Source organism: Leptolyngbya sp. ST-U4 (assembly GCF_039962215.1).
Lineage (GTDB): Bacteria > Cyanobacteriota > Cyanobacteriia > Elainellales > Elainellaceae > Leptolyngbya_A.
The window spans coordinates 1-5,497 of sequence record NZ_JAMPKZ010000077.1; the positions used below are offsets into that span (position 1 = coordinate 1).

The window sequence follows — 5,497 nt, forward strand, 5'->3', positions numbered from 1 at the left end:
GTGGTTCGTGCTCAAGAATTGGATGCGTCAACGCTGGGATGAATTTGATAGCTTTCGCGATTGTGTCGATGCTGCCTTCAACCATTGTTCGAACGTGTATCCGTAAAGCTATATCAGATACAGTCAGACCGAGTGAACAGTTATAACCAATAGCAGTTTCATGCTTGAATCATCAGCGTTTGTCGTTCTCGGTCAGCCGCATAACTCAAACAAGCAAGAATATCTTCTTGAGTTAAATAAGGGAAGTCATCCAAAATTTCCTCATCCGTCATACCTGAAGCCAGATAGAACAGCACATCATAAACCGTGATTCGCATTCCACGAATACAAGGTTCTCCGCCCCGCTTTCCAGGCTCGATTGTGATGATGTCTTGATACCTCATAGTTTCTCTGTAGGCTGAAACACGACCATCCTAACGCTTGTGGCGATAGAAAAGCCTAGTTCTTCAGGAATCTCCTGATCTTGCGTGTAGTATTTGTAGTATAAATTGTATTATGAATTTCTTGCGATCGCTCAACCACAGGAGGTGATGGTGATGAGCGACATGAAAAAAGTGTATGAAGTGGTAGCGATCGCCATTCAGGAATTCTTTTGGTAAGCGATAGCATTCAATGATCTCCTGTATGCCCTAACCTGTAGAGCCTACATACGAGTACGAGAGGAAACGTACCACTACAAGCAGTGGGTGCTTGTGAACGGGGAGTGCGAATAGGGAGGTGGGCTTAAAAGTAGCCATCCTTGAAAGAGTGTGTAATAACCCACGACTTGGAGCGCCCCAAGTAACTGAGAAAGCGCAATGCTCTCAAAACTTGCACGCAGGAGATTGATTGAAGCGGAGGAACGTTATGGACAAGACACGGCAGATCAAAATTAGCAAATACCTCAGCAAACATCTGCGACACGCACCAGAACGATTGGGACTGACTCTGGCGATCGGGGGCTGGGTGAACGTCGATGATCTGTTATCTGCTTGTGCTGCCCATCAGTTTCCCATCACTCGCGCTGAATTAGAGGAAGTGGTTGCCACCAGCGACAAACAGCGATTCTCATTTGATGAAACCAAAACTCGGATTCGAGCCAATCAAGGACATAGTGTTGAGGTTGATCTAGAACTCCAACCGCAAATTCCGCCGGATGTGCTGTATCACGGAACAGGGGAACAATCGGTGCCAGCCATTCTTCAATCAGGACTGCTCAAGATGTCACGGCATCATGTGCATTTGTCGAAAGATGTGGAAACGGCACGAAAAGTTGGAATGCGGCATGGTCGTCCGGTGATTTTTGCGATCGCTGCGACTGCAATGCAGCAAGCCGGGTTTACTTTTTACTGCTCAGACAATGGTGTTTGGCTGGTCGATCAGGTTCCACCCCAGTACTTAAAGATCCTGAGTCCTGAGTGCTAAGGAGATGAACAATGCAATTACGTCGATTTGATAGCCTTCAAGAATTCTGCGATCGCGCTCAGGATTATTTACTCCAGTATGAGGCAGAGCACAATCTGTTACTCGGTATCCTATATACGCTACGGCATTACCCAGAGCGATATCCTGAACCGCCTTACCTGGCGATCGTGGAAGCCGATAATGGAATTTTGGCTGTCGCAATTCGCACCCCTCCCTACAAGCTGGTGCTGTCTAAAGTAATGGACTTAGATGCGCTCCAGTTAGTTGCCCATAATGTCCAGGAGCAGGGCAAGCCCATTCCGGGTGCCGGTGGGTTAGTGACAGAGGTAGCAAGGTTTTTGCAATCCTGGCAGGCTCTCACCGGACAACCCTATCAAAGGGTGATGGAAATGCGAATCCATCAGCTAACCCAGGTTCAACCTGTAGCAACGGCAAAGGGGCATCTCAGGCTTGCCACTGAGGACGATCGCCCATTGCTGCTGGACTGGTTTCAAGCCTTTGTTGCTGAGATCGGTGAAGTGGTGAGTGAAACGCCTGAAAGGATGGTAGAGGCTGGGTTGAAACGCCAGAGTGTGCATCTTTGGGACGACGGTACTCCCGTTTCTTGGGCAAGTGGCAGCCAATCTTTACCGACAGCGGCTCGCATTGGTCCTGTTTATACACCGCTGGAGTATCGCCGCAAAGGATATGCAACCGCCTGTGTTGCTGCGTTGAGTCAGAAATTATTAGACCAGGGATGCGATCGCTGCTTTCTGTTTACAGATTTAGCGAATCCTACATCCAATCATATTTACAAACAAATTGGGTATCACCCCGTCTGTGACTGGCACGACTATTCATTCATTTTCGAGGAGCAACCATGACCATTTACTTTTACGTTGAACGAGAAAAGCCCTACGGTTGCTTCTCTAACTTCTCAGCACATGGTTTCATGCTGGATGAATTGTATTGGGCGACGAGTGAGCATTATTTTCAGGCACAGAAGTTTATTGATACTCCTTATCTAGAGAAGGTACGACAAACTAAAACGCCTAAAGATGCAGCCAATATGGGGCGCGATCGCTCCCTTCCCCTCCGCACGGATTGGAATCATGTGAAGGATGATGTGATGCGAAAAGCCGTTCTGCAAAAGTTTAGAATCCATGCAGATATCCAAGAGATACTCCTGGCAACTGGCGATGAAGTGCTCGTGGAGAACTCTCCGATTGATTACTACTGGGGTTGCGGCAAAGATGGCAGCGGCAAAAATAAATTAGGGCAAATTTTGATGGAAGTGCGTGAGGTTTTACGCAACGAGAACTGATAGATAAAAGTGAGGGAAAGGGAGGAATAGATGATGGACTTAACTCAATACGATTACTATTTAGTCCTTGATTTAGAGGCGACTTGTTGTAACCAAGACACGATCAAGCGGCATCAGATGGAAATTATCGAAATTGGAGCCGTAATGGTTGAAGCACAGAACTTGAACGTAATTGAAGAGTTCCAAACGTTTATCAGACCTACTCGCTATCCTGTCCTCACAGAGTTTTGTAAATCATTAACCTCAATTACTCAGGAGCAAGTCGATCAGGCTCCAGGTTATGTGGAAGCGATCGCTCTCTTACAACATTGGCTATCAAACTATCCCAATGAGGTATTTGGTTCCTGGGGTGATTACGATCGCAACCAGTTCAAACAAGACAGTAAGTATCATAACGTTCCTTTTCCCATTGCCTATCCGCACGTCAACCTCAAACAGCTATTCAGTAGCACTCAGGGTTTACCCAAGCGATATGGCATGGCAGAAGCCTTGCAACTGGCAGGGGTTGCGCTAGAAGGAACTCATCACCGAGGCATTGATGATGCCAGAAATATTGCTAAATTGCTGCCGTTCATTTTAGGCAGGCAACAACTACAACAGCCTTCAACCGCTTAATTAACGATGACTGACATCCGCAAGCTACTCAACCAGATTGCCAGTGCTGAGGCACAATTGCAATCAACTCAATTCCTTGCATCCTGTGTCAAAGGTGGACGAGTTCGGACACGGGCAGCAGGAATGGTCTATACCTTCACTCCCAAACCTCGTCAGTTTGAAGGATGGGGTATTTTTCAACCCACAGGTCAACAAACTGCAACGCTGATGGAAGGGGCAGATTTACCTCAGGTCGCTGCTTACTTGCAGCAGTTTCCGACCATTCGACTGCGGCTAGCATATCGCTTACAACATCAATCCTGGCTGGCATATCCTGTCAGTGAAGCCGATATGCGGCAGCGGTTTAAGACGGTCAAACCTGTTGCTGTGCATTTAGTGACAGAAGGCGTTGCCTTTGAGCAAATTCTTGCTCGTTGGAATGGCAATTCCTGCTGGTTTGAAGAAGTCGATCGCCGTGCTGATCCTACAATCGCCGAAACCCTCCAATCCAATCTCAAGCAGTTGGCTCCTATGGAGGAATTGCAGTTCAAGGGGATGACTCCAGAAATGCGAACCCTTTACGAATTAGCAACTCAGCAAATAGAAGGATTTGCTCAACCTCAACGAGATGAAAAGCGGTTGCAGCAAGCTCTCAAGCTGGGTGGGGGTGAACTGCACCAGTTTCAGGATCGAGGGGATTACTGGACGGTGGATTGGGCAACATTAGATGGCGTGCGTCATACCAGTGCGATCGCCAAAGAGGATCTGACCGTTGTGAGTTCTGGCATTTGCCTCAGTGGACGCGATCGCGACTTTGATCTGCAATCGCTAGTGGGTGTGATGGAACACCGGGAGTGGTGAAACAATGAGCATCTTTTTTCACGAATAGCTTTACCGAACGGATACCGTCATGGCAAAGCTGAAGGATTTTTCTGTGACCATTTGTGGTGCAGGCGCTTTGGGTGCAAACCTGGCTGATTATCTATACAACAACAACTCTTCTCTACAAAGAATCTATAGAACAACATCTTCGTACTTCACTACCGTCATCGAATTGAAAGTAATGCCAAACGACGAGGAAAGCGAGCGCCCTCTCAGCACCAGGAATCAACGGCCTCGGAGATGGAGAAACTTGCTGTCCCAGTTGAGTTTCCAGCGATCGGACTGCTTTACCTCTATCGAGAAGCAAGGAAGGACGCTCACCTTCATGCAGTAGCCGTAACGGTGTGGAGAGGTCCAGACAAACTGGCAGAAACCGAGCCGATCCCCTGCATGGGTATGACCAATGGGCAGGTAAAGTCCTACCTACATAAAGGTTTTGGTAACGTTGAAGGAGCGATACGGCATCACGGAGTTTGAGCCACCGATTCGTTTAGAACCTTGTGAGTGCCCGATCGCACCCTGTTCTTTAAAGGCAAAGTAAGGAATTTCCCTATGTTTGCTCAGGCAGAAATAGCGATCCGAGAGTTGTTTGAGCAAGCATTAGTTGAGCGAGAACAGGCTAACTTGAATCAACTGTGGCAAAATGTGGAACCCGTTCTGCGACAGATGTCGAAAATTGACTAACTTAGGTTAGGTGGATGGGCGATCGCCCAGTTAGCGGATCTACATCATCAAAGAGCGATGCGGTGGTTGAGTGATTGGGAGGAGACAGATGTTGAGGTAGAACCGCTCATTGCGGAGGATTGGCTGACCGGAGCGCACTCATCTCTTGAGACATAGTTGAGTTGAGATTCTTCTGCATTCTTTAACAATTCCGCTTGTTCCGCAGCAGTTAAGTTCTGCTTAATAGAAGAGTTTGCAAGGAATTTGGGAGTGTAAATGATTTTATGTTCCTTGCAGCGATCGCTTCACACCGCTTAAATATTTGCAGACCCCTGCCTCTTTCCCTTCCCCTACAAGTATTATGAAAGACGGGCAAACCTTTTTGCTTGCTATAAGGCAAGACCTATCTCAGGAGTAAGCTAAAATTTTGGAAAAGGTAGGAATAAATAGGTCTTCAGAATTGACACGTATTCCTTCGCTATCTCTCACGAATTGACATGTATTTCTTCGCATACCCTACGAATTGACACGCAATTCTGGCTCATCCCATCTTTTGGTGAAGTTTTGGCAAGATAGAGATATATTCTCTGAATCAGGAGAAATTAATCTTCATTCAACCGCTTTTACCTGACCCCACCCAGTTACACCTCG

The 5,497-nt window shown here is 47.2% G+C and carries 8 protein-coding genes and 2 pseudogenes; 9 read left to right on the forward strand and 1 reads right to left on the reverse strand.

The genetic code is table 11. The features are described 5' to 3' along the window. A pseudogene (locus NDA02_RS27970) lies at positions 1-106 on the forward strand (IS630 family transposase); the annotation flags it as partial. A gap of 52 nt (positions 107-158) precedes the next feature. Here NDA02_RS27970 and NDA02_RS27975 read toward each other — a convergent pair. After that, a complete protein-coding gene (locus NDA02_RS27975) occupies positions 159-383 on the reverse strand; it encodes a DUF433 domain-containing protein (RefSeq protein ID WP_348249925.1) in 225 nt (74 codons plus the stop codon). Between the two features lie 463 nt (positions 384-846). Between NDA02_RS27975 and NDA02_RS27980 the strand changes: the two genes are divergently transcribed. From NDA02_RS27980 to NDA02_RS28015, 8 genes and pseudogenes are all read left to right on the forward strand, one after another. Continuing rightward, on the forward strand, positions 847-1,404 hold the full coding sequence (locus tag NDA02_RS27980; protein ID WP_190792141.1) for an RNA 2'-phosphotransferase: 558 nt from the start codon (positions 847-849) through the stop codon (positions 1,402-1,404). Positions 1,405-1,415: 11 nt separating this feature from the next. Next, entirely contained in the window at positions 1,416-2,267 is an 852-nt protein-coding gene (locus tag NDA02_RS27985; RefSeq protein WP_348249927.1) for a GNAT family N-acetyltransferase, read from the forward strand. Next, positions 2,264-2,707, forward strand: a complete 444-nt coding sequence (locus NDA02_RS27990; RefSeq protein ID WP_190792139.1) for an NADAR domain-containing protein — start codon at positions 2,264-2,266, stop codon at positions 2,705-2,707. Before NDA02_RS27985 ends, NDA02_RS27990 begins: the two co-directional genes overlap by 4 nt. Positions 2,708-2,737: 30 nt before the next feature. Beyond that, a complete protein-coding gene (locus tag NDA02_RS27995) occupies positions 2,738-3,322 on the forward strand; it encodes a 3'-5' exonuclease (RefSeq protein ID WP_348256286.1) in 585 nt (194 codons plus the stop codon). Positions 3,323-3,328: 6 nt separating this feature from the next. Next, positions 3,329-4,162 (forward strand): hypothetical protein, encoded by an 834-nt coding sequence (locus tag NDA02_RS28000; RefSeq protein WP_348256287.1) that lies wholly within the window; start codon positions 3,329-3,331, stop codon positions 4,160-4,162. Between the two features lie 49 nt (positions 4,163-4,211). Then, positions 4,212-4,277 (forward strand): annotated as a pseudogene (locus NDA02_RS28005) (ThiF family adenylyltransferase); the annotation flags it as partial. A 146-nt stretch (positions 4,278-4,423) separates the two neighbouring features. Next, positions 4,424-4,660, forward strand: coding sequence for a hypothetical protein (locus tag NDA02_RS28010; protein WP_199296567.1), 237 nt, complete (start codon positions 4,424-4,426; stop codon positions 4,658-4,660). Between the two features lie 75 nt (positions 4,661-4,735). Then, positions 4,736-4,867: a hypothetical protein gene (locus tag NDA02_RS28015; RefSeq protein ID WP_277879150.1), complete on the forward strand. Its 132-nt coding sequence runs from the start codon at positions 4,736-4,738 to the stop codon at positions 4,865-4,867. Positions 4,868-5,497 lie beyond the last annotated feature (630 nt).

Excerpts from the sequence above, each read along its gene's own strand:
- NDA02_RS27975 (WP_348249925.1), bottom strand. The coding sequence starts at position 383 with ATGAGGTATCAAGACATCATCACAATCGAGCCTGGAAAGCGGGGCGGA.
- NDA02_RS27985 (WP_348249927.1), top strand. The coding sequence starts at position 1,416 with ATGCAATTACGTCGATTTGATAGCCTTCAAGAATTCTGCGATCGCGCT.
- NDA02_RS28010 (WP_199296567.1), top strand. The coding sequence starts at position 4,424 with ATGGAGAAACTTGCTGTCCCAGTTGAGTTTCCAGCGATCGGACTGCTT.
- NDA02_RS27990 (WP_190792139.1), top strand. The coding sequence starts at position 2,264 with ATGACCATTTACTTTTACGTTGAACGAGAAAAGCCCTACGGTTGCTTC.
- NDA02_RS27995 (WP_348256286.1), top strand. The coding sequence starts at position 2,738 with ATGATGGACTTAACTCAATACGATTACTATTTAGTCCTTGATTTAGAG.
- NDA02_RS28000 (WP_348256287.1), top strand. The coding sequence starts at position 3,329 with ATGACTGACATCCGCAAGCTACTCAACCAGATTGCCAGTGCTGAGGCA.
- NDA02_RS27980 (WP_190792141.1), top strand. The coding sequence starts at position 847 with ATGGACAAGACACGGCAGATCAAAATTAGCAAATACCTCAGCAAACAT.
- NDA02_RS28015 (WP_277879150.1), top strand. The coding sequence starts at position 4,736 with ATGTTTGCTCAGGCAGAAATAGCGATCCGAGAGTTGTTTGAGCAAGCA.